Below are 26,067 nucleotides of genomic sequence, written 5' to 3'. Positions count from 1 at the left end.
ACTAATGAGCTGTTAGTCCCCCCAACGCCACTCGCCTGCTACCTGCAAAGGCAGTTTGAGGTTGTTTTTTTCGAGAAAAGCTTTCAGGTCGGCGTCGTTCATTTTACCAACCGGGATTTTTGGCGTGTTAGCCAAGGCATAAGTAAGCATGGCCGAATAACGCACCGTATTTTTAAGGCCTTGCTCATCAACCAGTTTAAACAAATCACCATCAGAGTGGTAGTAAGGACCTGAGTTGTTAGGCAAACGTCCGCCAGCGCCTCCGCCGGTAGGAATGCCTTCCAGCATAAACGGCTGATGGTCGCTATGCAAGCCTGCACCCGCCTGAAAAAGATTTTTAAAGCCGGTATCGATTTTTACTACTTCTTCGCCCCAGCCTTTAAACAAGGTTTCCATTTCTTTTCTGCTGGTCGAGAATCCTTTCGGATCGTTGGTCATATCGTAGTTGAGCATGAAACTCACCTGGTTTAAGGTACCGTTTTTCTTGGCCTGCTCAACATAAGCTTTTGAACCCAGCAAGCCTTGCTCCTCGCCCATAAAAAGCACAAATTCTACCGTACGTTTGGTTTTGAGATTCAACTTTTTAAAGGTACGGGCCATATCAACCACGGCAAAAGAGCCAATTCCATTATCGATGGCGCCAGTAGCCAAATCCCAGCTATCCAAGTGGCCGCCTACTACTACTTTTTCCTTCGGAAATTCGGTTCCCTTAAATGTAGCAATCACATTGCGCGCTTTGATCATGCCCGAAAAGTTGGTCATGGCAATACTGGCTGTTTGCGGGGTTGTCTTTAATTTTTCTTTAAGCGCCATGCCATTTTCCAAGCCAATGCAAACAGCAGGTATCGGAATAAGCTTTCCGGTTACAGAGGCCGTTCCGGTTAAGAGTACGCCATTTTTTACAGTATTGATAATCATTACGCCGGCAGCACCGTATTTGGTGGCAATGGCGGTTTTTTCAGAGCGATGCAAAGCAGGTGTGCCCTTGGCCGAACCAGGCAATACGCCCAAATAAATCAAGGCAATTTTTCCTTTTACTTTATCGGCAATACCTGCATAATCTGCCTCAAGGCCGTTGCCTACGTCAACAAGTTCGGCAGTTACTTGAGCCGATACAGGCGAATGAGCCAAGGTTACGGCTTTCATCTCGGCAAGATGATTGGCATCATCGCCTATTTTTACGGCAAGCGTCTTTCTGTCCCAGCTTTCTACTTCGAAAGGCTGGTATCTAACGTCGCAGCCATACGATTTGAGCAGGTTATAAACATAGGCTTCGGCCTTTGCCCCATTTACCGATCCGGTTAAACGGTGACCAATGGTTGTCGATGCATCCTTCAAATTGCCATAAGCATTGGAATGGGCCTGTACTTCGGTATTGATTTGCTTAAAAACCGGACCGAAATGATCTTGTGCGCCAGCCGTAAAAGACAAACCGGCTAAAGCCAATAAAAAGAAACTCTTCATTTAATGTTATTTTTTGATGAAAATAAGTTTTTTCGGACAGCTTGAGCCCAACGCTGTAAAATTTTTACAATCAGGCCTTATGATGCTACGCTTTCTTTTTAGGAAATACCAGAGAAGCAACGATACTGGCCGTGAGGATAAACAAAATAATCAGCAACGAATGTTCTGTGGTAAAGCCCCAGAACTTAAGGTAATCGTGTGCCAGCATTTTAATGCCAATAAAAGTGAGCAATACGGCCAAGCCTGTTTTCAGGTAATGGAATTTGTGGATAATATTAACCAGCAGGAAGAACATAGACCTGAGGCCCATAATGGCGAAGATGTTCGAGAAGAAAACAATGTAGGCGTCCTTGGTTACCGCAAAAATGGCCGGAATAGAATCGACGGCAAAGATGAGGTCGGTAAACTCTACGATCAGCAGCACCAGGAATAAAGGCGTAAGCAAGGTCTTGCCATTTACCTTGAAAAAGAATTTCTTGCCTTCGTACTTAGGGTGGATGGCAAAAAACCTGGAGGCAAATTTTACCACCTTATGGTTCTCGGGGTCAATCTTATCGTCTTCTTCCTTGCTAAAAAACATGCGGATGCCTGTAAAAACGAGAAAGGCACCAAATACATATAAAATCCACGCAAACTTGCCGATTAGCGCTGCGCCGGCAAAGATGAAAATAAAGCGCATGATGATGGCGCCCAAAATACCCCAAAACAATACCCTGTGGTAATATTTTTCGGGCACGGCAAAGGCCGAAAAAATCAATACGATGACAAAAATATTATCTACCGAAAGGGCGTATTCGATAACGTAGCCGGTTAAAAATTCTATGCCTAGGTTCTGCTTGTAAATGCGAAGGCTTTCCTCAAAATTGCCCGGAATGAGCGTAATCTGATGCTGATGTGCTTTTACAATATGCTCGAGCTTGGCATAGGTGTCGATGCCATGCAGCTCCTGCCCTTCCAATAGCAGTAGAAAATAAAAGCCGAGTGCGAGCAACACCATTACAAAACTCATGATACCGGCCTGCTTTAAGCTCACTACCTTCTCTGTTTTGCTAAAAAGACCTAAATCGAGGGCCAAGATCAGCACAATAAACAGCAGGAATCCGCCAATGAATAATATTTCGTTCGACATTTATTTTTTACGTTCAGTAGTGTATCTTACCAATTGTTCCAGACCGGTTCTGGCTTCGCCTTCGCTAAACTGGTATAAAATATCAAAGGCTTCCTTTTGATATTCGAGCATTTTTTGGTTGGCATAATGCACGCCTTCCTTGCTGTTTACAAAATCGATGACCTCCTGTATCTTTTTCGGATCATCCTGATGGTTTTTCACCAGGTTGATGATGCGCTTGCGCTCCGATTTTTCGGCCCTGTTTAAGGCGTAGATCAGGGGCAATGTTACTTTTTTCTCTTTGATGTCGATGCCCAAAGGCTTGCCTACATCGTCGGTACCAAAATCAAAAGTATCGTCTTTAATTTGAAAGGCAATACCTACTTTCTCGCCAAAAAGGCGCATTTTTTCAATAGTTTCGGCGCTAGCGCCTACCGAAGCTGCTCCACAGGCACAGCAAGAAGCAATGAGGGAAGCCGTTTTCTGGCGGATAACCTCAAAATACAGTTCCTCGCTGATATCCATGCGCCTCACTTTTTCAATCTGCAGCAGCTCGCCTTCGCTCATCTGCTGTACCGCTTCCGATACTATTTTTAACAAAGCATGTTCGTTATTGTTTACCGAAAGCAGCAAACCTTTGGCCAAAAGATAATCGCCCACCAAAACTGCGATTTTATTTTTCCATAAGGCATTGATCGAGAAAAAGCCTCGACGCTCGTAGGCATTGTCAACCACATCGTCGTGTACCAGCGTAGCGGTATGCAAAAGCTCTACCAAGGCGGCGCCACGGTGGGTCGATTCCTGAATCTCGCCACAAAGCTTGGCGGCAAAAAACACAAACATCGGACGCATCTGCTTGCCCTTCCTTTTCACAATGTAGTGGGTAATTCGGTTCAATAACGGCGCATCGCTGTGCATCGAATCCTTGAATTTTGCTTCAAATGCATTAATCTCTGCAGCAATGGGCTGTTGTATCTGGTCTATTCCGGGCATTCGGGCTAAAAATGTGTTTGCAAACTTAGTTAAATTCCATTAAAAGCGTATTTTTAATCAGACTATTCGTGCAAAACGTTGTATAAAATTGTGAAAAACATGGTTCCTGATCCAGTAATCGTCCATTAAAACAAATAACCCAAAGTCATGAAAATATTTCTCGGCATACTCCTCGTGTTGGTTGTAGTACTTACCATTGTTTATTTGCTTGGTCCGCACCCTAAAAAACCAGTCTACAGCGAACACTTGCCTGCTGTGCCGACACTCGACCAATTACCCGATTTTATAGCGCAGCAAGAAGCCAAATACCAGATAAAACCTGGTAACGAAGCCGAAATTGTTTGGGCCGACAGCACTCATCAGCAAACCGAATACGCCGTAGTTTACCTTCATGGTTTTTCGGCCTCTAAAAAAGAAGGAGATCCCGCTTATTATTATTTAGCCAAGGCCCTGCACGCCAATCTTTACCTTTCGCGCTTGGCCGATCATGGGCTCGACACCCTAGCGCCCATGCAATACTTTACTGCCGACAAACTTTGGGAAAGCGGTAAACTGGCTTATGCCATTGGCAAAAAACTGGGCAAAAAAGTAATCTTGATGGGTACTTCTACTGGCGGAAGCTTGGCTTTGCAACTGGCGGCTACTTATCCGGAAGTAAACAGCCTGGTACTGCTATCGCCCAATATTGCCATTAACGACTCCAAGGCATGGATGCTGAACAATCCTTGGGGCTTGCAAATTGCCCGGCAGGTAATTGGTGGCGACGAACGAAAAGTGGACGACAAAGAGCTTGATTATCGGAAATACTGGTACACGCATTACCGTTTAGAGTCTACTGTAGCACTTCAGGAAATGCTCGAAACCGCCATGGTGCCCGAATTATTTGCCAAGGTAAAACAGCCGGTATTGCTGCTGTACTATTATAAAAACGAAACGGAACAAGACCCGGTGGTGCGCGTAGATGCTATGCTCAAAATGTTTAACGAATTGGGCACACCAGCCAAGCAAAAAGAGCAAATAGCCATTCCTAATGCCGGCAATCACGTAATCGGCTCTTCGATTACCTCTAAAGACATACCGGGAGTTGAAAAAGCCATGGATGGGTTTATTAAAGCGAGGCTTGAGCGGTAGAGGGTTGAGGATGAGATGGATTGAAGATCGGAAAGTTTAACATTATTATGAAACATCATTTCAAAGCTGTGATTTACAAAACAGGCATCAATTGGGCAGTTGATGCACCTTTAGAGATTACGCAAAAGCTTACCAAAGAGAAGGGCTATATCCGCATCAAAGGCCAAATTAATGGCTTCGATTTTAAGCAGACCTTGGTGCCGGTAAAAAACTCGCCCCACCGATTATTTGTAAACCTGATCATGATGAAAGGCGGTCAAACAGCTGTAGGCGAGACCGCTGTTTTTGCCATCGAGCAAAACGACGAACTGGTAGAAAAAATGTACGACATGCCAGAGATGCTGGCTGCTTCGCTCAAAACAAACCAACTCGAAAAAGAATTCGACCAGCTTAGCGCCACCAGAAAAAAGGATATTCTCAAATACCTCTATTACCTCAAAACCGCCGAAACCATGCAGAACAACATCGACAAAGTAATTGTACAGCTTCAGCAAAAGGCCAAACAGGTGCGCATACCTTAATCAGTTGGCCGTTTGCAGACATTGTGATTCGAGAATCGGACGAAAATTGCTCAGGAAGTATCTAATTTATTGTTAACGCCTTAACAATCCGCCAAACCAATGAAAAAATTGTTTACAATCATTTTAATTGCCATATCGGCAACAGCGTACGGTCAAAGCTTATCCATGATTGAAAAAGACCTGTTAAAAAACTTAAAGAGAATCCATTACTGGTCGGAGATCGGATATCGAGATAAACTAAGTGTTGGAGATTCGCTAAACAAAGAAAACAGTTTATTAAAGAAAAAACTACTTAAATACACCAAAAATCAGCCCTTAACGCTGCGTAATGACTTTAAAGCACTACAAAAAGAAGGCTTGACCATCGCTACATCGGCCGATAAAAAATTTAGAATTTACTCATGGGATACGTATACCGGTGGAACCATGCATTTTTTTGAAAACGTTTACCAATATCAAACTGGAAATACCGTATCAGCTAAAGCAATGGGTTCTTCGGATGATGCCAAGGGCTTCTTTTCTGAAATATTTACGATGAGAACAAACGCTGGACCTATTTATCTCGGCTATCTCCACGCTATTTTATCAACGAAGCTGGCTTACCAAAACGTCAGTTTATTCAAAATCGAAAACCGGCAAATAACAGATATCGACCTCATTAAAACCAAAAGCGGCCTTCACAATTCATTGGGTTTCGAGTTCGATTTCTTCTCTGTGGCAGATCGGAAGGAAAGACCTGTAAAGCTGATCTATTTTGATGAGGCGAAAAAAGAAATCAAGATCCCGCTGGTTAAAGCAAACGGTGAAGTAACGCCAAAATTTATTACCTACCAATACACTGGCAGTTATTTTGAAAGAGAGCAAAAATAATTCGTTCAGATGAAAGCCCAAGCTCAATCCAGAGATCAATATGCCAATGGGCTGACGAACTATTGAACCAGCGCTCTTTTATAACTCTCCCCGATAGGGATTTCTTTCTCGTTGATGCGCAAATGGGCTTTACCGATAACCTGTACGGCATTCCTGTTCACCAAATAAGACCGGTGTACCCTTACAAATTCCTTTTCGGGCAACAACTCGCCAAGGTATTTCATGGTCATGTGTACAATGTGGTTGCCAAGCAAGGTGTGCAACAAAATATAATCCTTTATCGACTGGGCATATAAAATATCGTCGTGCAATACCTTCACCAATTTGCCAGATACCTTGAAATAAGTAAAATTAGGGGTGGCTTCTGCCACAGGCTGCAGCTTCAAGAATTTGGCCAGCGCCTTGTCAAAACGCGCTTGGGTAATGGGTTTTAGCAGATAATCTACTGCTTCCAAATCGTAGCTGGCCGCCGCATATTCCGAATAGGCCGTTGTAAATATAACCGCTGGCGGGTTTTTAAGCGATTTGACCAGGTCTATTCCGCTGAGGCCAGGCATTTTGATGTCTAAAAACAACAAGTCTATTTTTTCCTGATGCAAAACCTCAAAAGCTTCTAATGCCGTATTGCAGGTTTTCACGAGGCACAGCGAGCTCGTATCTTGCACATAGGTAGCCAAAATATCTTGGGCCAAAGGTTCGTCGTCTACAATGAGGCAATTGATCATTTCATTTGCAAAGTTAAGCGTACCTGATAAGTTTTTTCGTCGGCCTGTTGCTCCAACTTATAGCCATGAGGGTAAAGCAGCTCCAATCTTTTTTGTACGTTGGCCAGTCCTATTCCTCCAGTTTTTATATGGCCCGTGGCTATACTGTTGCTGATTTCCATTAACAGCTCGGCTTCGGTTTGGCAAATTACAAGATGCACAAACCCTTCGCCCCGTTCTTCCGCAACCCCATGTTTAAAGGCGTTTTCTACAAAAGGCAACAGCAACAAAGGGCTAATTGTGGTGTGGGCCCGGATGCCTTGTACAACCAATTGGATAGCAATAGAATCGCGATAACGGATTTGCTCCACTTCCACATAATTCTTCACGAAAGCGATTTCATCTTTTAAAAGCACTTGCTCCTGATCGGCCTGATACAGCATATAACGCATCATTTCCGATAATTTGGCTACTAATGGCGCAGTATCTTTTGATTGCTTAAGAGCCAGCGCATAAATGTTGTTAAGCGTATTGAAAAAGAAATGGGGTTGCAGCTGGGCCTTTAAATAGGTAAGTTCAGACAGCAATTGTTGTTCTTTCATCGCTTTGAGTTGCTCGTCTTGTTGCAAAGACCTGATCAGAAAAGTAAAGCCAATAATGGTAAACAAGATGCGGTTGAGCGTATAGCTCACGATGAAATACAAAGTTGGCCGATTGAGCTCCTTTAATGCGTCCAGCTTCAGTTTTTCGGAAACAAAAGGCAGCTGCACGATTGACCAGTTCATCAGGTATTTGTTATAAAGATGGCTCAGCAGAATAAAGCAAACAATGCTCAGCAAGATTGGCAACGTTTTTTTTCTGAAGACATAGCTCTTTAAAAAGGCCCAATAATAAATCCCATAAAATACAAAAGAATATGTGCCTATAACCAGTCTGTATTCGAGGGCCTCTGTAAATTTCCAAACGTTGTTTTCTTCGTAGAAGCTATATTCGATATCACTGATAATAGAACCGAGATAGCAGATAAAAATGAAAAAGAACAGCTCTATCTTAAAATATTTGATATCGGTTCTGCTCTTCAGTTTAAACATATGGCCAAGGTAGATAATATTTTCTAGTGCCCAACTTGCCTGCTCAGCCTTTCGACTAATTGCCCGTTTTTTTAGACTAACGCCTAAAACGACATATTCGTCGAATTACCTTGGGTTCCGGTCTAAATTCAAAAATTCTTAACCCATTTCGGTCTAAGTTTGACGAACAAAACCCAATACACATGAAAACTTCCATTCCTTTCATCATCACTGCCTTGGCATTAAGCAACGGTGTTTCAGCCCCAAAACCCCAAACAGCAGAGGCTGTACTGAGCCAAACGCATGAAACCTTGAACAAGTTGAAATCCATTTCGTATCACAGCTACCGCGAAATCAACAATTTTAAGGACGATTATTTTGCCAAGAACAGTGGCGACAGCTATTTTGAGTACAATAATGCCGTAGATGGAAAAACGGCCCGCTTCCAGCTTAGTTCGCCAGGCGCACTACAAGTTTACAACGGAACAGAATATTTTTACCTGGATCAGCAAAACAAAACCATTGACTTGGAAAAAAAAACCGTTAAACAGCTTAATGGTTTATCCCTGCTTTACAATTCTATCACGGCCATTCGTTTGGTTTTGCCCCAACTGTTGCAAGATACCAGCATTCCAAAATCATTGGCCGATACCGTAGTAGACGGTAAAAGCTATGACCTGGTTAAATTCGAGCTCCACAAAAAATCGATGGAATTCCCCAATGGTTTTTCGAGCTTTGATAGCGAGGTAACCAAGTACTACAAGCTGATTATCGACAAAAAAACTTTCCTGCCTTATATGATTTTTGACGGCAACAGCATTTCGAAAGATCAATATTACACCAAAACCGTTTTCACCGACATCAAGATCAACCCTAAAATCCCATCAGAAAATTCATGGTATTCTTCGAGTTATACCGGCTATGCGCCTCAAAAGAAAGAAACCAGGAACCCATTGGTAAAACCGGGCAGTCCGTTGTTAAATTGGTCGCTCCCGGTTTATAGCCTCAACGCCTCCCATACCCTGCAATCGGCAAAGCTGAAAGGCAAACCCGTGCTGCTGGAGTTCTGGATCAAAAACTGTGGCTACTGCATGCTGGCCTTTCCCAAAATGAAGGAACTGCAAAAGAAATATGGCAAACGGGTAGAAATCCTGAGCATTAATGCTTACGAAAAAAAAGAAGAAGTTGGTTTCTTTTACAAAAGAGAACAACCCGCTTATACCATGCTTTACGATGGCGAAAAATTGGCCAACTCGCTTGGCATTTATGCCTATCCGGTAGTTGTTTTAACCGATAAAAATGGTAAAATCACCTATGTGAGCGAAGGCATGGACGAAAAACAAGTTGAAAAGGAGATTTTAAAATTGCTTAGCCGGCCTTAAAAATTTTGACACTTATCGCTGTTTTAAAATTTCTGTATATTGCGCTTCAACTACCCTATCTAACCTATGAAGTTTGCTCAAAGAACATGCCTTTTATTCCTGCTGTTGACAACAGCCCTAAGCAGCGATGCGCAAAATTTTAACCTAAAAGGCACAAGTTTTGGCCTTCCAGATGGAAGCCGACTATTCCTACAAATCTTCCATACTGATCAAAAACCTGAAAGGATTGACTCTGCAGTCGTCAAAAATGGTCAATTTTCTTTTGCAGGCCCCTTAAAAGAAAAACACTATATGGCTGTTCTTCGTACTGCCGACAGTAAGGACCAGGCGATGATTTGGCTTGAACCCGCAGCGCTAAGCGTGACCGTTAAAAAGGGAGACTTCAATAATTTGGCCATAAAAGGATCGGTAGCATCCCAAGAATTTCAAGAATTCTCTTCTATCATGAACAGAATCCGTGCACAGCAAGACAGCCTGCAAAAAATCGATACCAAACAGGATTCCATCAAGGATAAAGAAAAATGGGACCAATACGAGAAACTTCAGCTTGCCGAAACCGAAGCCGGAAAAAACTTTGTAAAATCGCACCCCAACTCTGTGGTATCGGCTTTTATTTTAAATATTTTCAGCACCAACTGGGGCAGGCAAAATGCCGAAGAACTTTATCAGCGCTTTAGCGCAACCGTGAAACAGAGCAAACCCGGACAACAAATTAGGCAGTTTATTGGACTAAGCAAAGAGATTAAGGTAGGTGATAAATATGTAGATTTTGAGCTGTCAAATGTCAACGATAAAAAGGTAAAGCTCTCCAACATCAAGGGCAAATATATTTTATTGGATTTTTGGGGTTCTTGGTGTGGCCCCTGCAGACATGAAAACGTAAATCTGCTAAAAGCCTACCAGCTTTTTAAGGATAAGGGTTTCAACATATTGGGCGTAGCCGTCGAAACAGATAAAAAGGAATGGCTACAAGCCATCAAAGCAGATGGATTACTTTGGGAGAATGTAACCGATGTAAGTAATGGCAAAAATAACGCTGCCATAATGATTTATAATATCTTTTCCTTTCCCACCAATTTCCTGATCGATAAACAAGGTACCATTATTGCCAAAAACCTGCGTGGCTCCGAACTCATCCAGAAACTGGGTGAGCTTTTGCGATAATCCTTACACGAATTAACTGTTTTCTACTAGGCTTTCATGGCCTTGCTTGGGCAGGCAAAATCCGTACGCTTAAGGCTGGTGTTTTTAATGGCGCCATAGCCTCCAGCCACATCGATTACTTTGTCTACCCCGCGTGCCTTTAGAATAGATGCGGCAATCATCGAACGATAACCACCAGCACAATGGATGTAATAAGTTTCGTTGGGACTGATTTCTGCCGTCCAGTCGTTGATGTAATCCAGCGGACGGGTTAACGTGGCTTCCAAGTGTTCGGCTTCGTACTCGCCAGGTTTGCGCACGTCAAGGGCATTTACATGAGGGTTGCCGTTAACGATGCTTTCAAATTCAGCCGCACTGATCGATTGGATCTGGTCGGTTTCCTTGCCGGCGGCCTTCCAGGCTTCGATACCTCCTTCTAAGTAACCAATTGTATTGTCATAGCCTACCCTGGCCAAGCGGGTAATGGCTTCTTCAGCCTTACCCTCGTCGGTAACCAGCAACAGTTCTTGTTTCAAATCCGTAATCAATGCGCCAACCCATGGAGCAAACTGGCCATTTAAGCCAATGTTTACCGAATTGGGTATAAAGTCTTGTGCAAAAACCTGTGGATCTCTGGTATCTAAAATCAGGGCTCCTGTTTGGTTGGCCATTTCTTCGAACTCGGCTGGCGCCAAGGCAATCAGTCCTTTTTCAAATACTTCGTCAATGCTTTCGTAGCCACCTTTGTTCATGGCCGCGTTTTTGGCAAAATATTGGGGCGGAGGCAAAATGCCTGCCGTTACTTCTTGGATAAATTGGGCTTTCGAACCGGCTTTTAGAGCGTAGTTCACTTCTTTTTGATGGCCAAGGGTATCAAAAGTTTCCTTGCTCATGTTTTTGCCACAGGCAGAACCTGCGCCATGAGCCGGGTAAACGATCACATCGTCGGCCAGCACCATGATCTTGTCGTGCAAGGAATCATAGAGCGTAGCGGCCATATCTTCCATGGTTAATGTGCCTTTTTGGGCTAAATCTGGCCGACCAACATCACCGATAAACAATGTATCGCCGGTGAAAATGCAATAGTCCTTGCCATTGGCATCGGTAAGCAAGTAAGTGGTCGATTCTGGCGTATGTCCTGGGGTGTGCAATGCGGTAATGGTCAAATCGCCAATTTTAAACTGCTCGCCATCGGTTGCGATGTGCGATTCGAATTCGGTTTTTGCTGTTGGACCGTAAATGATCTGAGCCCCTGACTTCTCGGCCAAATCGACGTGACCAGAAACAAAATCGGCATGAAAATGAGTTTCAAAAATATATTTGATGGTAGCGCCATGCTGAGCGGCCTTTTTAAGATAAGGCTCTACCTCGCGCAGGGGGTCAATGATGGCGGCTTCGCCTTTGCTTTCAATATAATAAGCCGCTTCGGCTAAACATCCCGTATAAATTTGCTCAATCTTCATCTCTATTTTTTTATAAAATTAATAAAAACCTCGGCGTTTTGCCTTGGCTTTATAGAATTATACGCCTTTTCCAGTTTTCGAAGCCTAAATTGCTCCCTAAACAATTCCTCATATTCGGCAACAGAACCTCCAAAAGGCGGCCCATCGGTTTCGAACTGCTTATCGAACAGCAAACCAACCAATTTTCCATGAGGTTTCAATAATTCGGCCACTTTGTTTACATAAGTTTTACGCTGTTCGGGACGGATGGCACAGAAAAAAGTCTGCTCCAAAATCAAATCGAATTGGCCTTCCAAACTAAAGAAATCGGCTTTCAGGATCTTGACAGGCGTATGTTTAAATTGTTGTTGCAACTGGGCAACCAGGTTTTCGGCAATATCAATGAGCGTAACCTGGGTAAAGCCATTGGCCAACAAATAACCTGCTTCGTACGCCCGGCCACAACCGGGTATTAAAATTGACAGTTCTTTGTTTTCGAGCTGATCGATATAGGCTTGCAAAGGTGGTGAGCACTGGCCCAAATCCCAACCCGTTTGGTGTTCGGCATAGCGATTTTCCCAATAGATTTTATCAGTAACTTTCAATTCTTTGATTGCTTAAATTAAAATCTTATATTTAATTATCATTCTTTACCATGAGAGACATTACCAAAAAATATACCAACGGAGCAGTAACCATTATTTGGCAACCTGCCAAGTGCATACATTCGGGCATTTGTTTTAGGGGCTTGCCCCAGGTCTTCAATCCAACAATAAGACCTTGGATAGAACCTTTGGGTGCCACTACCGAAGAAATCATTGCGCAGGTAAAAAACTGCCCTTCTGGCGCACTCAGCTATACTTTGAATAGCGACACCGCAAGCTAATTGCCTACCGTCAACTCGCCGGCAATAGAAATCTCCAGCAGTTGTTTGATGGCCGCCCTATCAAGTCCCTGCCCCATCAGGTACATCAATTTGGTTACCGTGGCTTCAAAAGTCATATCGTAACCGCTTACAATGCCCATTTGTTGCAACTTGCGACTGGTTTCGTACAAGCCCAACTGTACCGAACCGCCTTTGCATTGCGAGATGTCTACAATAATCTTATCATTGGCAATGGCTTGTTGCAGGCAATCGATAAACCAAGGTGCGGTAGTGGTATTGCCCGAACCGAATGCTTCGAGCACAATGGCGTCAACCGCCGATTCGGTAATGGCTTTGACCGCTCTTTCGGTAATGCCGGGATACATTTTCAATACGCCGATATTGGCATTGAAGGTTGTATGGATCTGAAAAGGCTCAGTAGGTTCGGGCAGGATGTAGTTGGGAAAGAAAGTCAGGTTTACTCCTGCTTCTGCCAAGATTGGATAATTGGGCGACAAAAAGGCCTCAAATTTTTCCGAATTATATTTGATGGAACGATTGCCCCTAAACAACTGATAATCAAAATAAATACAAACCTCTGGCACCATGGGCTTGCCATCTTTTTTGGTGGCTGCAATTTCTAAGGCCGTAATCAGGTTTTCTTTGGCATCTGTCCTGATTTCGCCAATAGGCAACTGCGAACCCGTTAAAACAACAGGCTTGGCCAAGTGCTGCAGCATAAAGCTTAGTGCCGACGCGGTAAAAGACATGGTGTCTGAACCATGCAAAATCACAAAACCATCGAAGCGCTCATACTCATCGCGGATCAATTTGGCCAGGGAAGCCCAAATTTCCGGATTCATGTTCGATGAATCCAAAATCGGATCGAAAGAGTGTACCGACAGCTGGTAATTTAAGCGGGCCAACTCGGGCACATTCTCTTGAATTTGCTGAAAATCGAAAGGAATAAGCGTACCTGTTTTGGCATCGTTTACCATACCGATGGTACCGCCGGTGTAGATGATGAGAATTTTGGTCATTGGCCAGATTAACTATTTTACTTGTGCAAATTTGGAATGTTATTTCATTTTCCAAAGCCTTTTTAACGATTTGCAACAAAACCCTTTCTTTGCCACAAAGAATAACAAATTTATAATAAAAAATAGCTTCTATTTAAAATTTCAAAAAATGCAAACGAAATCACATTGATTATTTGCCAAATTATCAGAAAGCAATTGTTTACAAAACCAAAGCTAATCCCAGCAGATCCTGCCTAAACTCCAAAAATTTCTCGCGAATTTGCCGTGGTTGCTTCGGCTACTTCCCCTATACTCAAACCATAAATATCGGCCACTTTTTGGGCAATATGCACCAAGTAGCTGCTTTCGTTGGGCTTGCCTCTAAATGGAACAGGGGCCAAATAGGGAGAGTCGGTCTCTAATACCACATGTTGAAGCGGAACTTGAGCCAATACCAAATCCAAACCCGCTTTTTTATAGGTAACTACCCCGCCAATGCCCAGGTAAAAACCCAGTGCAATGGCTTGCTCGGCCTGTGCCAGACTACCCGTAAAGCAGTGGAAAATACCACGGAGCTTCTCGTCTTTCAGGTCTTCGAGCACTTCAAAAACTTCGTCGAAAGCCTCTCTGCAATGGATCACGATAGGTAAGCCTAGTTCTTTGGCCCAATTGATCTGCTGCCTAAAAGCATCTTGTTGTAGGGCCAAAGTGGTTTTGTCCCAGTACAAATCAATGCCAATTTCGCCAATGGCATAAATCTGTCGACCGTTTATACTTTTAAAAATGGTTTCCAGCTGGCTTTCATAGCCTTCTTTTACATCGCAGGGGTGCAAGCCGGCCATGGCAAAACAGTTTTCGGGATATTGCCGCACCAGGTCGTCTATCATAGCAATAGAGGCTACATCAACGTTCGGCAAAAAAAGGCGCTTCACTTGGTTATCTAAACAGCGTTGCATCAGCTGCGTTCTTTTGGCCAGATCGGCTTCGTAGTAAAGATGGGTATGGGTATCGGTTAACAACATATACAAAGTTAAGGGCATTTATTGAGCTTTCTATCACCACAAAAAACTGATTTTACAAAAAAGCCCCATCTGCATCAGATGGGGCTTTCAATTTCCTGGGTAATCTTATTGTTTTGGTGTAGAAGCTACCGGTACTGGCGGTGCCGCAACAGGTGCTTTTCCTTTAATGATATCTACAATTTCGATATCGAAAGCCAATGGAGAGTTTACACCGATACCCGCTTGCGGGATAGGTTGCTCGCCATAAGCCAATCTCGAAGGAAGGATAACGGTAACCTTACCGCCTTTACCCACCAGGGTCAAAGCTTCGCTAAAGCCTGGAATAGAACCGCCTACAACCATTTTGGTAGGGCCATAAGTTCTGCCAGATGCCTGAAGCTTGGCTTCTTTGGCTATTTTCTCATCGCTTGTGTCGAATATTTTGTATTTGCCTTTGGCGTCTTTTTTAATCAGGTTGCCGGTGTAGTTTACCATCAAGGTATCGCCGGTTGTTGCTTTTTCTGCGCTACCCTCTTTTACCACAACATACTCGATGCCGCTAGGGGTAGTTTTGGTCTTAAGGCCTTTATCAGCAATGTAAGCTTTGATTTTTGCTGGCTCGGCTTTTTTCATGTTGTCCATAGTGGTTTGGTAATCCTTTTGGAAATACTCATTTGCTCTTTTATGGAATACCGAATCAGGCTCGTTTGCGTTTTTCTTGAATACTTTATGAATTTTAACAGTAAAAGTCATGTATTTATCGTTTTTGAACGGTTCCGGCTTAGGTTGTTTTTGGTAGAAAGCCATGGTATCCAAATTCAATTTGAATGTAGCGCTATCGCCTTCGCCAAAAAGATAAAGCACATCGTTCATATCGCCGGCATAGCTTTTCTTGCCTACAGGGAAAACCTGAGGAATTCCGTTTTCATAAGTGCTGAAGAAAACTGAGTCTTTATCGTTTTTCTGAACGAAATCCATTTTAACGATATCGCCTTCTTTGATTTTGTCTTTGCTATCAGAATGGTGGATGGTGTATAGCAAACCTCCCGGACCTTTTTTCTCTCTGTTACAAGCGGCTAGGCCTACGGTAGCTGCTAAAAGAATTACTAAACTTTTTTTCATTTTTTATTTATTGTTTTTTTTGTTCCTCAATTATTGTAATAGTTGTGTTTTATATTCTGGCAGGATGGATTTAAACTTCTCAACGGTTTGCTGCAAACTTAGTTCTGATGCCCCACCTGCCGCATTCCGGTGTCCACCGCCATCAAAGTATTTCTTACAAATTTCGTTCGCCGGAAAATCGCCGGTCGAGCGTAAAGATAGCTTAACTTTATCAGTTCTTTCAATAATAAAAGCCGCCAGTTTAATACCATTGATAGAAAGCGCATAATTTACGATGCCCTCGGTATCGCCAGTAGCAATCTGATAGGTTTTCAGCTCTTCGGCATTGACTGTAATGATGGCGGTATTGAACTCTCTTAAAATCTCCAATTTGTTAGACAGGCAATGGCCTAGAAAACGTAAACGGTTTTCTGAGGCATTATCGTATACCAGCTGGTGGATGCGCCAATGTTCGGCACCAAGGTCGATCAGGTCGGCCGCAATGCGATACACCGTTGAAGTAGCCGAAGGAAAACGGAAAGAACCAGAATCCGTCATGATGCCTGTATATAAACAAGCCGCCACGTCTTTATTGATCAGTTCGCCTTCGCCTAGCTCGTTCTTGATGAAATCGTAAACCAATTGGGCCGCGGCACAGGCATTGATATTCCAGTGGCGGTAATCGTCAAAATCTTCTGGATCTAAGTGATGGTCTATCATCAGCTTTAACCCCGGCGCCTTACGGATATGTTCGCCCAGCTCGTTGATCCTGCTCAGCGTATTAAAGTCCAGGCAAAAAATCAAGGCGGCCTCGTTAACCAGCTGTATCGATTTTTCCACTGCCTCGGTATAGATAATGACATTAGAATTGTTCGGCATCCAGTGCAGGAAATCAGGATAATCGGTTGGCGTAATCACCTGTACATGATGGCCTTTCTGAATTAAAAAGGCATACAGCCCCAAAGACGAGCCCATTGCATCGCCATCGGGTTTGTGATGCGTGGTGATGACAATCTTCTGTGGCGTAGCCAACAACGTTTTTAATTCGGAAATGGATATCATAATTTTTTCGCCAGCAAAGCTAATGATTTTAGGTTTAATTGACAGCTTTTATTCTTTCGGCCTTTAATATTAAGCGAAGAAAGTGTATTTTTGCAAAAATTTGAAACAAATATAAAAATGGCTACAAATAGAACATTTACAATGATTAAGCCTGATGCAGTTGCAAACGGGCATATCGGCGCAATCATTAACGATATTACCAATGCAGGATTTAAGATCATTGCCTTGAAATACACCCAATTGACTCCAGAATCAGCTGGCGAGTTTTATGCCGTGCACAAAGCGCGTCCTTTCTACAACGACTTGGTAAGCTTCATGTCGTCGGGCCCTATTGTTGCGGCGATCCTGGAAAAAGACAATGCGATTGAAGATTTCAGAAACCTGATTGGCGCTACCAACCCTGCCGAAGCTGCCGAAGGAACCATCCGTCAGAAATATGCCAAATCTATCGATGCTAATGCTGTTCACGGTTCTGATTCGGACGAGAACGCACAAATCGAAGGCGATTTCTTCTTCACCGCTGCAGAGCGTTTCTAAGCAAAAGGAAATTTTAGGGATACGTCACCTGGACATAAGTTCTGGGTGACGTATTTTTTTTGTAGGTATTTTTATTTTGTATCTTTCGGCTTTTAAAACTAATTAATGAAGAAAATATTTATAGCCGCTCTAGTCGCAACAGTTGGATTGAGCGCCAATGCCCAAACCAAAGGGAAAGCTGCACCGGCCAAAAAGCCTTCGGCTGCTGTCAAGCCCATTGCCAAACCCGTTTTTAAAACCAATACCGATTCGGCCAGTTATGCCCTGGGCCTCAATGTAGCCAACAACTTCAAGTCGGGGGGCGTAAGCAGCCTCAACTATGAGTTGTTTAGCAAAGGGCTTAAAGATGTTTTTGCCAGTGCCAATCCATCGCTTACCCAAGAGCAATGCCAACAGGCCGTAGTGAGGTTTTTTGAAGAAGCCGGAAAAGAAAAATACGGCGCTAACATTAACGAAGGCAAAGCTTTTTTTGCCAACAACAAAGCCAAATCCGGTGTTCACACCACTGCCAGCGGCCTGCAGTACGAAGTAATTACGCAGGGAACCGGCAACAAGCCTAAAGCTACCGACCGGGTTACCGTTCACTACAAAGGCACCTTGCTCAACGGAACACAATTCGACAGTTCTTACGACCGTGGAGAGCCTGCTACATTTGGCCTTAACCAAGTCATTTCTGGCTGGACCGAAGGCTTGCAACTGATGCCCGAAGGTTCGAAATTCCGTTTCTTTATTCCGCAAAACCTGGCTTATGGCTCAAGGGCAACGGGTGGCATCCCTCCTTTCAGTGCCTTGATTTTTGAAGTGGAACTGATTAAAATCGAACAATAGGAAACTATTTTTGGCTTGTGCTGTTGTATAAAAAAATCAGCTCACCATGAACAAATACATTCCATTGGCCTTTATTGCACTCGCCTGCACAACATTGAGCAGCTGCGAACTTGTAGAAGGCATATTCAAAGCCGGCGTTTGGACCGGCATCATTGTAGTCGTCGTTGTATTAGCCTTGATCATCTGGTTAATTTCCAAGATATTCGGCAATAAAGACTAAGCCTTAAATCCCGTTGGAGACTTCGGGATTTTTTTGTGCTATAAAAAAACGATTTCGGTAATGACCTCCGCTCCGGCGCGTTCGTTCAGTTTTTGGATAATTCCGGTGCGTACCAGGAGCAGTTCGTTTTTAATTACCGACGATTCGATGCGAACAAACAGCTTTCTTTGACTCACATAAATCTGGGTCGTTCTATTGGCTACCGCAGTGCCCATCAGCTCGGGCCAATGCGCCACCACGCCGGTTTCGTCGTATTTGCCACGCAAACGGTAAACCGAAAGCATCTTGGTGAGGGCTTCCTTGAGGGTAATATCGTTGGGTTTACGCATGGCTGATTGTTCCGTTGGCTACTTCGAACAAAGTTACGTTAACATGAATAGCATTAAAAATAGAATTTACTCTTTCTTTGCTGGTGTCGGTAATAAAGAGCTGGCCAAAATCGTGGTGCGAAACCATTTCCATGAGCTTATGCACCCTTAAATCGTCGAGCTTGTCGAAAATATCATCCAGCAGCAACAAGGGCTTAAAGCCTTTCGATTTTTGCAGGTAGCTGTACTGCGCCAGTTTTAAGGCAATGAGGAAGGATTTCTGCTGTCCTTGTGATCCAAATTTCTTCAGCGGCATATCCCTGATGGCAAACAAAAGCTCGTCTTTATGGATACCGGTAGTGGTTCGCTCAAGTAAACGATCCTTTTCTATTGACTGAGCCAATAGCTGTTCAAAATCCTGCTCGTTCAGTTGCGACTGATAAATTAGCGACACCTGTTCGGCATCGCCGCTAAGGTAGCTGTAGTGCTGGTTAAACAGTGGGATAAAATCGGCGAGAAACTGCTTGCGCTTTTCGAAGATCTTGGTACCCGACTGCACCAGTTGCTCGTTCAATATTTCGAGCAGGGCAATATCGAGCTTGCGGGTGGCCGCCACCTGCTTTAGCAAGGCATTGCGGTTGAGCAGGTGTTTGTTGTAAACGATCAGCTCATCGAGGTAATCGGCATCGGTTTGCGAAATTACATTGTCTATAAACCTTCTCCGCTCTTCGCTGCCATCCATCACCAGGTTGATATCGTAAGGCGAAATCATGACCAAGGGAAAAAGCCCGATATGGTTGGCCAGTTTGTCGTATTCTTTCTTGTTGCGCTTAAACTGCTTTTTCTGGTTGCGTTTAAGGCCACAGGTAATCTTTTCGTTCTTGTCTTTGCGGTCAAAATCGCCCTGCACCAAAAAAAGTTCTTCATCAGTTTTGATCTGCTGGCTGTCTATGGGATTAAAATAGCTTTTGCACAGGCAGAGGTAATGCACCGCATCGAGCAGATTGGTTTTTCCGGCCCCGTTGTTGCCCACAAAGGCATTTACGGTTTTAGAAAAACTAAGCTCGGCAGCCGCATAGTTTTTAAAATTGAGCAGTGTAATATTTTTAAGCCACATATGATAACGCCAAAGTTACTTTTTTTAGCGGTGCTAATTGACTAAAGTTGAGGGTCTGTTTAAAATTTATGGCACGAAAATGTCCAGCATTTATTTTTGGGCATAATGAAGCTTGTTTTTGAGGAGAAAGCAACGTTACCAACCCAGAAAAACGCAACGAAGCCACAGCCAAAAGGAAGCCTGAACAAATTGGCAGCTAAGTTTTAAACAGGCTCTTTACTAAATAGTTAAAAAAGGGGTTGATACTTCCATTGAAAAATGTATTTTTGCAATCCTTAATTTTTTAAAATAAAATGTCTACAACAGAGAAAGAAACTAACCAGCCTGTGAAAAAGGGTTCTTTTATACAAGAAAACACCAAAAGCTTGGCCTTTATTGCCGGAGCTATCGTAGTTTTAATTGGTATTTATTTTTGGTATCAAGGTGTTTACCTTAAAAACAGGGCAGAAAAAGCAGCTGGCGAGATGTTCAAAGCTGAGCAATATGTAGGCGTTGATTCGTTGGCTAACATTGCCATTAATGGCGAAGGTGGTTATCCAGGTTTGGAAAAAATCGCTGCAGAATACGAAAACACCAAATCGGCTAATTTGGCTAATCTTTATCTAGGCGGTATTTATCTGCGTAAAGGCGAATACAAAAAAGCGACTGAGGCATTGGGCAAATACACAGCTACTGGAAGTCCGGTTGCCGACCCATTGGCATTAGGCCTTTTGGGCGATGCGTACAGCGAACTGAAGGATTTTAAACAAGCAGCTACTTACTACAAAAAAGCGGCTGATAAATCGGCAAACAAATTCACTTCGCCGATGTTCCTTAAAAAATTAGGATTGGTAAACGAGCAGCTGAAAGACTTTAAAGGCGCTGCAGAAGCTTACAACAAAATCAAGTCTCAATTCCCCGACAGCCAAGAAGCAGCCATGATCGATGAATATATCGCTCGTGCTGAAGCTCAAGCAAAATAATTTCCGTTAATTCGGCTTAAAAGAGAATGTTCAAAAGACATTCTCTTTTTTTATGTGTATTACTAATATGTTTTGGTATTTTCACCACCTAAGACACCTGAGCTTCTGTTCTCCTTATTGTATCTTAATGGTTAAAAAAACAACCGCAAGGAAAGGCTTGGTTGTTTCGCCGCCTAAGACGCCTGAGTTGCAATTTGCCGATTTGGATCTCAATAGCTTGAAGAGCTAGTTGCAGCAGCTAAAGCAAAACTTTACAACATTACAACTTTTCGGTCTTACAACATTGCAAGCATAATCCTATCTTTGTAGCATGGCAACACACCTCAAAAACCTATCGGATTTTTCGCATACTACCATCCCAGATGGATCTGGTTTTAAAATTGCAATCGTAGTCGCAGAATGGAATGCTAAAATTACCGGTGCGCTTTACCAAGGCGCTTACGATACGCTGCTTAAACATGGCGTAAAAGAAGAAAACATTATCTCGGCACCTGTACCGGGCAGTTTTGAACTCACCGCAGCAGCAGAAATTCTGTTGACCCAACAAGTTGGACTTCACGCGGTAATCTGTTTGGGTTGCGTAATTCAGGGCGACACGAAACATTTCGACTTCATTTGCGAAGCCGTTGCCAATGGCATTACCAATGTAGGCATTAAGCACAGCAAACCGGTTATTTTTGGTGTATTAACCACCAACGACGAGCAACAGGCCCTAGACAGGGCTGGAGGCAAACATGGCAATAAAGGCGATGAAGCGGCCATCACCGCATTAAAAATGGCGCACTTTGCGGCAACAATTTAATTCGCTTGCTTGTTATTCACAAAAATTTGTAATTTAGAGCTTTAATCAGGAAATTCTTTAAATAAAAAGTCGATGAAAAAAGTAGCTATTCTTCTATTATTCTTGTTCTGCGCAATTGCCATATTAGAATCCTGCTCTTCTCGTCTTTGCCCTGCCTACAGCTCTTATCCAGAAGGAAAAAGAAGGAGATAATAGCAAAATGCAATGGATAAACCTGAGTGATCCAGCACAAATCAACGACATTAAACTCGCAAAAGGCTACAGTGTAATTTTTAAGCACAGTACCCGTTGTTCAATCAGTTTGATGGCCAAAAGGAATTTTGAATTCGATTGGAACGCCATACCCGAAAACACCCCGCTTTATTTTTTAGACCTGATTAGCCACAGGGATATTTCTGCCCTTATTGCCGAAACTTTCCAGGTTCACCACGAATCGCCACAGGCTTTACTGATCAAAGACGGCGAATGTATCTTGGATTCTTCGCATAGCGACATTTCTGTTGCAGAAATTGTAGAAACGATGATTTAACACTTGCGAAGTTTTCAAAACTTCACAAGCTAAATCCATTTAAAGACGCTTTTGCCTTCCAAGCCTCTACCCTATTAGCCTTCAACCAAGCTGTTAAGCTTCAGTGTTGCGGCAGTATGTTGCCTTGTTTCGTGGCAAAGCGCTTCATTTTCGGCCAGTTTCTGTCCGTAGGTCGGAATAATCTGTTTGATTTTAGACAACCATTTGGCACTCTGCATTTCTTTTTTGAAACAGCGCCCCAATAAATCGAGCATGATAGAAACCGCGGTTGAAGCACCAGGAGAAGCGCCCAGCAAAGCAGCGATCGAACCATCGGCAGCACTTACCACTTCGGTACCAAACTCTAAAATACCGCCTTCTTTTTCATCTTTTTTGATGACCTGTACACGCTGTCCGGCTGTTTCCAGCTCCCAATCCTTCATATCGGCATTGGGCAAATATTCTCTTAAAGCCACCATCCTGTCTTCAGGCGATTGGCGCACTTGCTCGATGAGGTATTTGGTCAGGTCTAGGTTGTGCAGTCCCGCAGCGATCATCGGGCGGATATTGTTGAACTTGATCGATAAAGGCAAGTCCAAAAACGACCCATGCTTTAAAAATTTGGTCGAGAAACCTGCATAAGGTCCAAAAAGGAGGGCTTGTTTGCCATTAATCATGCGGGTATCCAAATGCGGCACCGACATTGGCGGCGCACCAACCGCAGCCTTGCCATAAACTTTGGCATGATGGCGCGCAATCACCTCTTCGTTGGTGCATTTTAGCCATTGTCCGCTTACCGGAAAACCGCCAAAACCTTTTCCTTCGGGGATATCGGATTTTTCAAGCAATGGCAACGAGCCTCCACCAGCGCCAATAAATACAAATTTGGCTAGACGTTTACGTTTTTTGCCATTGTCAAGGTCTTTAACCTTCACCTCCCAGGCACCACTGGCCGTTTTGTCCAATTCGCGGATTTCATGATCGAAAAACAAGCTTACTTTTTCTTGTTTGCCCAAGTAGCTGAACATTTCGCGCGTTAATGACCCAAAGTTCACATCGGTACCCAGATCCATTTTGGTAGCCGCTACTTTTTCGTTGCTGTCGCGGCCCTCCATAATCAATGGTACCCATTCTTTTAAGGTAGCTGGGTTTTCGGTGTATTCCATCTCCTCGAACAGGTTGCATTTGCGCAGTTCCTCGTAACGGGTTTTCAGGAATTTGATATTTTCTTCGCCCCAAACAAAGCTCAGGTGCGGAATATTTCTAATAAAGGTATGCGGATCAGAAAGAATGTTCTGCTCAACCAGGTAGGTCCAAAACTGTTTGGAAACCTCAAAAGATTCGGCAATCTGAACCGCTTTTTTGGTATCCACCGAACCATCAGGCTTTTGGGGTGTATAATTCAGCTCGCAAAACGCCGAGTGCCCCGTACCTGCATTGTTCCAAGCATCCGAACTTTCGGCGGCCGCAATATCCAAGCGTTCATAAATTTCAATGCTTAGGCTTGGTTCCAGTTCTTTTAACAACATCCCCAGTGTGGCGCTCATAATGCCAGCACCAATCAGAATCACATCTGTGTCGGTTTCAGCAACCGTCTTTCTTTTTCTGCTCATTTTACAACCAAATAAAATCTGTAAGTTACTTAGCACAATCGATGCCAAACAATCACTTAACAGTCATGTTAGTCTAATTAAATCAATTTGCGTTCAACAACAGGATGACTACGCTAGAACATAGACAGATTTCCATCAGCCACAAAGGCCAAACAGACATTTTCTTTGGTTAGTGCACAAATTTAAGCTTTATAAATTTAAATTTGAACGATAATGAGCAGATTTTGAGGCAACCATCACGATTTTTCAATCTTTTACCCCAAAAACACCAATACAGTGAAAATCAGCATCCAACAGCTAGTCGCAATAAACGAAATCCAAGCCCAACAGCTTTGCCGATTAACTGCCCAATTGGGCTACGCCAACGAACCAGTGGCCTTTGCCCAGCGCCTGCAAAATTTAATCAGCAGCAAAACCGACAGCATTTTTATAGCAATTGCCGACGACCAAATCGTAGGCTGGATCCATGGCACTTACCAACTTACCTTAGAAAGCCCGGCTTTTGTTGAAATCTTAGGCTTGGTGGTAGAAGCAGGCTTCAGGGGACAGCAAATAGGCAAAAAACTGATCAAGGCAGTCAAAATTTGGAGCCAGGCATTTGAAGTAGAGAAAATGAGGGTAAGGTGCAACGTAGTACGATTAGCAAGCCATGAATTTTATAAACGGTTAGGCTTTGAGGAAAACAAACGGCAGGTGGTATTCGATTGGAAGCCGATGGTTGACAGCCTGTAGCCCATGGGCTGAAGCTTGCGGCTTAACAATTCATCAATACTACCATTCGGCATACCAGGCTATGGCCAACAATTAAAACAAGATAGCCATTCTCAGCAATCCTTATATATTTACAACATTCAAACATTTCGGTTTTCCAACTTGTCAATCCTATTGCTTAACTTTGTACTATGATTGAACTTCCTGTAGTTCCGGCTGTAACCCAAGCCCCCCGCAAACCCGACTGGTTAAGGGTAAAATTACCCGTTGGCAAAGAATATGCACAAGTGCGCAGTTTAGTCGATACGCATAAGCTGCATACCATTTGCGAGAGTGGCAATTGCCCCAACATGGGCGAATGCTGGGGTGCCGGCACGGCAACTTTTATGATCCTGGGCAACATTTGTACACGCTCTTGTTCTTTTTGTGCGGTGGCCACAGGCCGTCCTTTAGCAGTTGATACCGACGAACCAGCCCGTGTAGCCAATTCGGTAAAGCTGATGCAGGTAAAACATTGCGTAATTACCTCTGTTGACCGAGATGATCTTAAAGATGGCGGTTCGATCATTTGGGCCGAAACGCTACAGGCCATCAGACGTGAAAGTCCGGAAACCACTTTAGAAACCTTGATTCCCGATTTTAAGGGCCAATGGGATAACCTTTACCGGGTATTGGAAGAAAGACCCGAAGTTGTATCGCACAACATGGAAACCGTAAGGCGCCTAACCAGACAGGTACGCATCCAAGCCAAGTACGACAGAAGCTTAGAGGCCCTGAAACGTATTTCTGAATTTGGTCTTCGAACCAAAACCGGAATCATGCTTGGCCTTGGCGAAACCGAAGAGGATATTTTAGAAGCCATGGACGATCTGGTAGCAAACGGCGTACACATTCTTACTTTGGGCCAATACCTGCAGCCAACCCGAGCACATCATCCGGTAGTAGATTGGATCCATCCCGACCAATTTGCCAAGTACAAGGAAATTGGTTTGGCCAAAGGCTTAAAATATGTGGAGAGCGGCCCTTTGGTACGTTCCTCCTATCATGCAGAAAAGCACTTGTTTGATTTTTAAAAAAATATCCAAGTGCAAACATTTTTCTTAGCATCTTGTTTATAGTATTCTGTATATTAGCACCATTGGCAACCACTAAAAAAATAACACTTTCTGAAGAAGAATTGGTAAGCGCCCTTAAAAGGCGTGATACAATTGCTATTAAGGCCTTGTACAGCATGTATTCTGGAGCCTTGCTTGGTGTAATTTCGCGCATTGTTCAACCTATTGAACTGGCCGAAGATTTATTACAGGAAACTTTCGTTAAAATATGGAACTCAGCAGAAGGCTACGATCCCTCAAAAGGACGTTTGTTCACCTGGATGATGAATGTTGCCCGCAACCTGTCAATTGACAAACTACGTTCGAAAGATTTTAGGAATTCGGCCTGTCTCTTATACACATCTAAAAGGGGGGGGGGGGGGGGGGGGGGGGGGGGGGGGGGGGGGGGGGGGGGGGGGGGGGGGGGGGGGGGGGGGGGGGGGGGGGGGGGGGGGGGGGGGGGGGGGGGGGGGGGGGGGGGGGGGGGGGGG

At 43.7% G+C, this 26,067-nt stretch carries 29 protein-coding genes; 15 read left to right on the top strand and 14 right to left on the bottom strand.

What is annotated here, in order from left to right; translation table 11 throughout:
• Positions 1–12: 12 nt before the first annotated feature.
• From JHD69_RS01840 to JHD69_RS01830, 3 genes are all read right to left on the bottom strand, one after another.
• Entirely contained in the window at positions 13–1,464 is a 1,452-nt protein-coding gene (locus tag JHD69_RS01840; protein ID WP_199136757.1) for a M20/M25/M40 family metallo-hydrolase, read from the bottom strand.
• 85 nt (positions 1,465–1,549) lie between these two features.
• Positions 1,550–2,593, bottom strand: a complete 1,044-nt coding sequence (locus tag JHD69_RS01835; protein WP_199136755.1) for a TerC/Alx family metal homeostasis membrane protein — start codon at positions 2,591–2,593, stop codon at positions 1,550–1,552.
• Entirely contained in the window at positions 2,594–3,565 is a 972-nt protein-coding gene (locus JHD69_RS01830) for a polyprenyl synthetase family protein (RefSeq protein WP_199136747.1), read from the bottom strand.
• A 147-nt stretch (positions 3,566–3,712) separates the two neighbouring features.
• On the opposite strand from JHD69_RS01830, the gene JHD69_RS01825 reads away from it, so the two are divergent.
• From JHD69_RS01825 to JHD69_RS01815, 3 genes are all read left to right on the top strand, one after another.
• Positions 3,713–4,696 (top strand): alpha/beta hydrolase, encoded by a 984-nt coding sequence (locus tag JHD69_RS01825; protein WP_199136745.1) that lies wholly within the window; start codon positions 3,713–3,715, stop codon positions 4,694–4,696.
• 47 nt (positions 4,697–4,743) lie between these two features.
• Positions 4,744–5,217 (top strand): YdeI/OmpD-associated family protein, encoded by a 474-nt coding sequence (locus tag JHD69_RS01820; RefSeq protein WP_199136743.1) that lies wholly within the window; start codon positions 4,744–4,746, stop codon positions 5,215–5,217.
• A 99-nt stretch (positions 5,218–5,316) separates the two neighbouring features.
• A complete protein-coding gene (locus tag JHD69_RS01815) occupies positions 5,317–6,087 on the top strand; it encodes a hypothetical protein (RefSeq protein WP_199136741.1) in 771 nt (256 codons plus the stop codon).
• Between the two features lie 59 nt (positions 6,088–6,146).
• Here the strand turns inward: JHD69_RS01815 and JHD69_RS01810 are convergent, their stop codons facing one another.
• Positions 6,147–6,812, bottom strand: a complete 666-nt coding sequence (locus JHD69_RS01810) for a LytR/AlgR family response regulator transcription factor (protein ID WP_199136739.1) — start codon at positions 6,810–6,812, stop codon at positions 6,147–6,149.
• On the bottom strand, positions 6,809–7,882 hold the full coding sequence (locus JHD69_RS01805) for a sensor histidine kinase (protein ID WP_199136737.1): 1,074 nt from the start codon (positions 7,880–7,882) through the stop codon (positions 6,809–6,811). The genes JHD69_RS01810 and JHD69_RS01805 overlap by 4 nt, the downstream gene beginning before the upstream one ends.
• Positions 7,883–8,064: 182 nt before the next feature.
• Here JHD69_RS01805 and JHD69_RS01800 point away from each other — a divergent pair, with 182 nt between their 5' ends.
• Complete coding sequence (locus tag JHD69_RS01800) at positions 8,065–9,243, top strand: TlpA disulfide reductase family protein (RefSeq protein ID WP_199136735.1); 1,179 nt, start codon at positions 8,065–8,067, stop codon at positions 9,241–9,243.
• 66 nt (positions 9,244–9,309) lie between these two features.
• Complete coding sequence (locus JHD69_RS01795) at positions 9,310–10,407, top strand: AhpC/TSA family protein (protein WP_233165626.1); 1,098 nt, start codon at positions 9,310–9,312, stop codon at positions 10,405–10,407.
• Between the two features lie 26 nt (positions 10,408–10,433).
• Here JHD69_RS01795 and JHD69_RS01790 read toward each other — a convergent pair whose 3' ends face one another.
• Positions 10,434–11,849: an MBL fold metallo-hydrolase gene (locus JHD69_RS01790; RefSeq protein WP_199136731.1), complete on the bottom strand. Its 1,416-nt coding sequence runs from the start codon at positions 11,847–11,849 to the stop codon at positions 10,434–10,436.
• A 2-nt stretch (positions 11,850–11,851) separates the two neighbouring features.
• Positions 11,852–12,433, bottom strand: coding sequence for a methyltransferase domain-containing protein (locus JHD69_RS01785; RefSeq protein ID WP_233165625.1), 582 nt, complete (start codon positions 12,431–12,433; stop codon positions 11,852–11,854).
• 50 nt (positions 12,434–12,483) lie between these two features.
• Between JHD69_RS01785 and JHD69_RS01780 the strand changes: the two genes are divergently transcribed.
• Positions 12,484–12,714, top strand: coding sequence for a (4Fe-4S)-binding protein (locus tag JHD69_RS01780; protein WP_199136729.1), 231 nt, complete (start codon positions 12,484–12,486; stop codon positions 12,712–12,714).
• Here JHD69_RS01780 and JHD69_RS01775 read toward each other — a convergent pair.
• The 4 genes from JHD69_RS01775 to JHD69_RS01760 form a co-directional block, all read right to left on the bottom strand.
• On the bottom strand, positions 12,711–13,733 hold the full coding sequence (locus JHD69_RS01775; RefSeq protein WP_199136727.1) for an asparaginase: 1,023 nt from the start codon (positions 13,731–13,733) through the stop codon (positions 12,711–12,713). The genes JHD69_RS01780 and JHD69_RS01775 overlap by 4 nt on opposite strands.
• 233 nt (positions 13,734–13,966) lie before the next feature.
• A complete protein-coding gene (locus JHD69_RS01770; RefSeq protein ID WP_199136725.1) occupies positions 13,967–14,734 on the bottom strand; it encodes a TatD family hydrolase in 768 nt (255 codons plus the stop codon).
• A gap of 105 nt (positions 14,735–14,839) precedes the next feature.
• Positions 14,840–15,835, bottom strand: coding sequence for an FKBP-type peptidyl-prolyl cis-trans isomerase (locus JHD69_RS01765; RefSeq protein ID WP_199136723.1), 996 nt, complete (start codon positions 15,833–15,835; stop codon positions 14,840–14,842).
• A 30-nt stretch (positions 15,836–15,865) separates the two neighbouring features.
• Positions 15,866–16,876, bottom strand: a complete 1,011-nt coding sequence (locus JHD69_RS01760; protein WP_199136721.1) for a DHH family phosphoesterase — start codon at positions 16,874–16,876, stop codon at positions 15,866–15,868.
• Positions 16,877–16,993: 117 nt separating this feature from the next.
• On the opposite strand from JHD69_RS01760, the gene JHD69_RS01755 reads away from it, so the two are divergent.
• The 3 genes from JHD69_RS01755 (at position 16,994) to JHD69_RS01745 (ending at position 18,461) form a co-directional block, all read left to right on the top strand.
• Complete coding sequence (locus tag JHD69_RS01755) at positions 16,994–17,413, top strand: nucleoside-diphosphate kinase (RefSeq protein ID WP_199136719.1); 420 nt, start codon at positions 16,994–16,996, stop codon at positions 17,411–17,413.
• A gap of 105 nt (positions 17,414–17,518) precedes the next feature.
• The gene (locus tag JHD69_RS01750) at positions 17,519–18,241 is read left to right on the top strand and encodes an FKBP-type peptidyl-prolyl cis-trans isomerase (protein ID WP_199136717.1); all 723 of its coding nucleotides are present in this window, start codon (positions 17,519–17,521) and stop codon (positions 18,239–18,241) included.
• Positions 18,242–18,287: 46 nt separating this feature from the next.
• Positions 18,288–18,461, top strand: coding sequence for a hypothetical protein (locus JHD69_RS01745; RefSeq protein WP_199136715.1), 174 nt, complete (start codon positions 18,288–18,290; stop codon positions 18,459–18,461).
• Positions 18,462–18,499: 38 nt separating this feature from the next.
• Here the strand turns inward: JHD69_RS01745 and JHD69_RS01740 are convergent, their stop codons facing one another.
• A complete protein-coding gene (locus tag JHD69_RS01740) occupies positions 18,500–18,790 on the bottom strand; it encodes a DUF721 domain-containing protein (RefSeq protein WP_199136713.1) in 291 nt (96 codons plus the stop codon).
• Complete coding sequence (recF, locus tag JHD69_RS01735; protein WP_199136711.1) at positions 18,783–19,886, bottom strand: DNA replication/repair protein RecF; 1,104 nt, start codon at positions 19,884–19,886, stop codon at positions 18,783–18,785. Before recF ends, JHD69_RS01740 begins: the two co-directional genes overlap by 8 nt.
• Before the next feature lie 293 nt (positions 19,887–20,179).
• Between recF and JHD69_RS01730 the strand changes: the two genes are divergently transcribed.
• The 3 genes from JHD69_RS01730 (at position 20,180) to ytxJ (ending at position 22,179) form a co-directional block, all read left to right on the top strand.
• Positions 20,180–20,848 (top strand): tetratricopeptide repeat protein, encoded by a 669-nt coding sequence (locus JHD69_RS01730; RefSeq protein WP_199136709.1) that lies wholly within the window; start codon positions 20,180–20,182, stop codon positions 20,846–20,848.
• Between the two features lie 310 nt (positions 20,849–21,158).
• Positions 21,159–21,650, top strand: coding sequence for a 6,7-dimethyl-8-ribityllumazine synthase (gene ribH / locus JHD69_RS01725; protein ID WP_199136707.1), 492 nt, complete (start codon positions 21,159–21,161; stop codon positions 21,648–21,650).
• Positions 21,651–21,849: 199 nt separating this feature from the next.
• Positions 21,850–22,179, top strand: a complete 330-nt coding sequence (ytxJ, locus tag JHD69_RS01720) for a bacillithiol system redox-active protein YtxJ (RefSeq protein WP_199136705.1) — start codon at positions 21,850–21,852, stop codon at positions 22,177–22,179.
• 74 nt (positions 22,180–22,253) lie between these two features.
• On the opposite strand, the gene JHD69_RS01715 is transcribed toward ytxJ, so the two are convergent.
• Positions 22,254–23,771 carry a malate:quinone oxidoreductase gene (locus tag JHD69_RS01715; protein WP_199136703.1) on the bottom strand — a complete coding sequence of 506 codons (1,518 nt, stop codon included), beginning with the start codon at positions 23,769–23,771 and terminating at the stop codon, positions 22,254–22,256.
• A gap of 276 nt (positions 23,772–24,047) precedes the next feature.
• On the opposite strand from JHD69_RS01715, the gene JHD69_RS01710 reads away from it, so the two are divergent.
• The 3 genes from JHD69_RS01710 to JHD69_RS01700 form a co-directional block, all read left to right on the top strand.
• Positions 24,048–24,503 (top strand): GNAT family N-acetyltransferase, encoded by a 456-nt coding sequence (locus JHD69_RS01710; protein ID WP_199136701.1) that lies wholly within the window; start codon positions 24,048–24,050, stop codon positions 24,501–24,503.
• A 170-nt stretch (positions 24,504–24,673) separates the two neighbouring features.
• Positions 24,674–25,555, top strand: a complete 882-nt coding sequence (gene lipA / locus JHD69_RS01705; RefSeq protein ID WP_199136699.1) for a lipoyl synthase — start codon at positions 24,674–24,676, stop codon at positions 25,553–25,555.
• 35 nt (positions 25,556–25,590) lie between these two features.
• On the top strand, positions 25,591–26,067 hold a 477-nt coding region (locus JHD69_RS01700; protein WP_370583444.1), incomplete at its 3' end, for an RNA polymerase sigma factor.

The sequence above is a fragment of the Pedobacter sp. ASV12 genome, assembly GCF_016429155.1.
Lineage (GTDB): Bacteria > Bacteroidota > Bacteroidia > Sphingobacteriales > Sphingobacteriaceae > Pedobacter.
The sequence above is the reverse complement of the archived record's forward strand: the minus strand, read 5'-3'. Positions and strand labels throughout refer to the sequence as shown.

Excerpts from the sequence above, each read along its gene's own strand:
- JHD69_RS01840 (WP_199136757.1), bottom strand. The coding sequence starts at position 1,464 with ATGAAGAGTTTCTTTTTATTGGCTTTAGCCGGTTTGTCTTTTACGGCT.
- JHD69_RS01835 (WP_199136755.1), bottom strand. The coding sequence starts at position 2,593 with ATGTCGAACGAAATATTATTCATTGGCGGATTCCTGCTGTTTATTGTG.
- JHD69_RS01830 (WP_199136747.1), bottom strand. The coding sequence starts at position 3,565 with ATGCCCGGAATAGACCAGATACAACAGCCCATTGCTGCAGAGATTAAT.
- JHD69_RS01825 (WP_199136745.1), top strand. The coding sequence starts at position 3,713 with ATGAAAATATTTCTCGGCATACTCCTCGTGTTGGTTGTAGTACTTACC.
- JHD69_RS01820 (WP_199136743.1), top strand. The coding sequence starts at position 4,744 with ATGAAACATCATTTCAAAGCTGTGATTTACAAAACAGGCATCAATTGG.
- JHD69_RS01815 (WP_199136741.1), top strand. The coding sequence starts at position 5,317 with ATGAAAAAATTGTTTACAATCATTTTAATTGCCATATCGGCAACAGCG.
- JHD69_RS01810 (WP_199136739.1), bottom strand. The coding sequence starts at position 6,812 with ATGATCAATTGCCTCATTGTAGACGACGAACCTTTGGCCCAAGATATT.
- JHD69_RS01805 (WP_199136737.1), bottom strand. The coding sequence starts at position 7,882 with ATGTTTAAACTGAAGAGCAGAACCGATATCAAATATTTTAAGATAGAG.
- JHD69_RS01800 (WP_199136735.1), top strand. The coding sequence starts at position 8,065 with ATGAAAACTTCCATTCCTTTCATCATCACTGCCTTGGCATTAAGCAAC.
- JHD69_RS01795 (WP_233165626.1), top strand. The coding sequence starts at position 9,310 with ATGAAGTTTGCTCAAAGAACATGCCTTTTATTCCTGCTGTTGACAACA.
- JHD69_RS01790 (WP_199136731.1), bottom strand. The coding sequence starts at position 11,849 with ATGAAGATTGAGCAAATTTATACGGGATGTTTAGCCGAAGCGGCTTAT.
- JHD69_RS01780 (WP_199136729.1), top strand. The coding sequence starts at position 12,484 with ATGAGAGACATTACCAAAAAATATACCAACGGAGCAGTAACCATTATT.
- JHD69_RS01775 (WP_199136727.1), bottom strand. The coding sequence starts at position 13,733 with ATGACCAAAATTCTCATCATCTACACCGGCGGTACCATCGGTATGGTA.
- JHD69_RS01770 (WP_199136725.1), bottom strand. The coding sequence starts at position 14,734 with ATGTTGTTAACCGATACCCATACCCATCTTTACTACGAAGCCGATCTG.
- JHD69_RS01765 (WP_199136723.1), bottom strand. The coding sequence starts at position 15,835 with ATGAAAAAAAGTTTAGTAATTCTTTTAGCAGCTACCGTAGGCCTAGCC.
- JHD69_RS01760 (WP_199136721.1), bottom strand. The coding sequence starts at position 16,876 with ATGATATCCATTTCCGAATTAAAAACGTTGTTGGCTACGCCACAGAAG.
- JHD69_RS01755 (WP_199136719.1), top strand. The coding sequence starts at position 16,994 with ATGGCTACAAATAGAACATTTACAATGATTAAGCCTGATGCAGTTGCA.
- JHD69_RS01750 (WP_199136717.1), top strand. The coding sequence starts at position 17,519 with ATGAAGAAAATATTTATAGCCGCTCTAGTCGCAACAGTTGGATTGAGC.
- JHD69_RS01745 (WP_199136715.1), top strand. The coding sequence starts at position 18,288 with ATGAACAAATACATTCCATTGGCCTTTATTGCACTCGCCTGCACAACA.
- JHD69_RS01740 (WP_199136713.1), bottom strand. The coding sequence starts at position 18,790 with ATGCGTAAACCCAACGATATTACCCTCAAGGAAGCCCTCACCAAGATG.
- recF (WP_199136711.1), bottom strand. The coding sequence starts at position 19,886 with ATGTGGCTTAAAAATATTACACTGCTCAATTTTAAAAACTATGCGGCT.
- JHD69_RS01730 (WP_199136709.1), top strand. The coding sequence starts at position 20,180 with ATGTCTACAACAGAGAAAGAAACTAACCAGCCTGTGAAAAAGGGTTCT.
- ribH (WP_199136707.1), top strand. The coding sequence starts at position 21,159 with ATGGCAACACACCTCAAAAACCTATCGGATTTTTCGCATACTACCATC.
- ytxJ (WP_199136705.1), top strand. The coding sequence starts at position 21,850 with ATGCAATGGATAAACCTGAGTGATCCAGCACAAATCAACGACATTAAA.
- JHD69_RS01715 (WP_199136703.1), bottom strand. The coding sequence starts at position 23,771 with ATGAGCAGAAAAAGAAAGACGGTTGCTGAAACCGACACAGATGTGATT.
- lipA (WP_199136699.1), top strand. The coding sequence starts at position 24,674 with ATGATTGAACTTCCTGTAGTTCCGGCTGTAACCCAAGCCCCCCGCAAA.